This window comes from Pseudomonas sp. Irchel s3h17 (assembly GCF_900187505.1).
Lineage (GTDB): Bacteria > Pseudomonadota > Gammaproteobacteria > Pseudomonadales > Pseudomonadaceae > Aquipseudomonas.
In genome coordinates, this window is the sequence record NZ_FYDL01000042.1 from 1 (window position 1) to 1449 (window position 1449).

A 1449-nucleotide genomic window follows, 5' to 3' on the forward strand; every position below is an offset into this window, starting at 1 on the left:
TGGGTTGCCCCTCATAACCCGAGCGAGCAATACCGCGACTTCCTGCTGACCCCACCGGCCTGGCTGGAAGGCGGGCAAATGCAGTTCCTGCTCGGTACCGACGAGCTGGGTCGCGACCTGTTGTCGCGCCTGATCGCGGGCTCGCGCCTGTCGCTGCTGATCGGCCTGTCATCGGTGGTCATGTCGCTGATTCCAGGGATCCTGCTGGGTCTGCTCGCCGGGTTCTTCCCGCGCATGCTTGGCCCGACCATCATGCGCCTGATGGACATCATGCTGGCCCTGCCCTCCTTGCTGCTGGCCGTGGCGATCGTCGCCATCCTCGGCCCTGGCCTGATCAACACCGTCATCGCCATCGCCATCGTGTCCCTGCCGTCCTACGTTCGCCTGACCCGCGCTGCGGTGATGGGCGAGTTGAACCGTGACTACGTGACCGCAGCGCGCCTGGCCGGTGCCGGCCTGCCACGCCTGATGTTCATCACCGTGCTGCCCAACTGCATGGCGCCGCTGATCGTCCAGGCGACCTTGAGCTTCTCCTCGGCGATTCTCGATGCCGCCGCCCTGGGCTTCCTCGGCCTCGGCGTACAACCGCCAACCCCTGAGTGGGGCACCATGCTGGCTTCGGCTCGCGACTACATCGAACGCGCCTGGTGGGTCGTCAGCCTGCCTGGCTTGACCATTTTGCTCAGCGTGCTGGCAATCAACCTGATGGGCGACGGCCTGCGCGATGCGCTGGACCCGAAACTCAAGAACGCCGCCTGAGGGGATTCACATGTCATTGTTGGAAATCAAGAATCTCAACGTTCGCTTCGGCGACAAGAACGCCGTTCCCGTGGTCGATGGCCTGGACCTGACCGTGGACAAGGGCGAAGTGCTGGCCATCGTGGGCGAGTCGGGGTCCGGCAAGTCCGTGACCATGATGGCGCTGATGGGCCTGATCGAACATCCCGGCATCGTCACCGCCGACGCCCTCAGCTTCGACGGCAAGGACATGCTCAAGCTGAGCAATCGCCAGCGCCGGCAGATCGTCGGTAAAGACCTGGCGATGGTCTTCCAGGACCCGATGACCGCGCTGAACCCGAGCTACACCGTGGGTTTCCAGATTGAAGAAGTGCTGCGCCTGCACCTGAAAATGTCCGGCAAGGCCGCCCGCAAGCGCGCCATCGAACTGCTGGAGAAAGTGGAAATCCCGGGCGCCGCGAGCCGTATGAACGCCTACCCGCACCAACTTTCCGGCGGGATGAGCCAGCGCGTGGCAATCGCCATGGCGATTGCCGGCGAACCCAAGCTGTTGATCGCGGACGAGCCGACCACGGCCCTGGACGTGACCATCCAGGCGCAGATCATGGACCTGCTGCTGGCCCTGCAAAAAGAGCAGAACATGGGCCTGGTGCTGATCACCCACGACCTCGCGGTCGTGGCCGAAACCGCCCAGCGCGTGTGCGTGATGTA

At 64.2% G+C, this 1449-nt stretch carries 2 protein-coding genes; both read left to right on the plus strand.

The features are described 5' to 3' along the window. Positions 1-759, plus strand: a 759-nt coding sequence (locus CKW25_RS25900; protein ID WP_095083819.1) for an ABC transporter permease subunit, incomplete at its 5' end; no start/stop codon positions are given. A gap of 10 nt (positions 760-769) precedes the next feature. Then, positions 770-1449, plus strand: a 680-nt coding sequence (locus tag CKW25_RS25905) for an ABC transporter ATP-binding protein (protein ID WP_095083820.1), incomplete at its 3' end; no start/stop codon positions are given.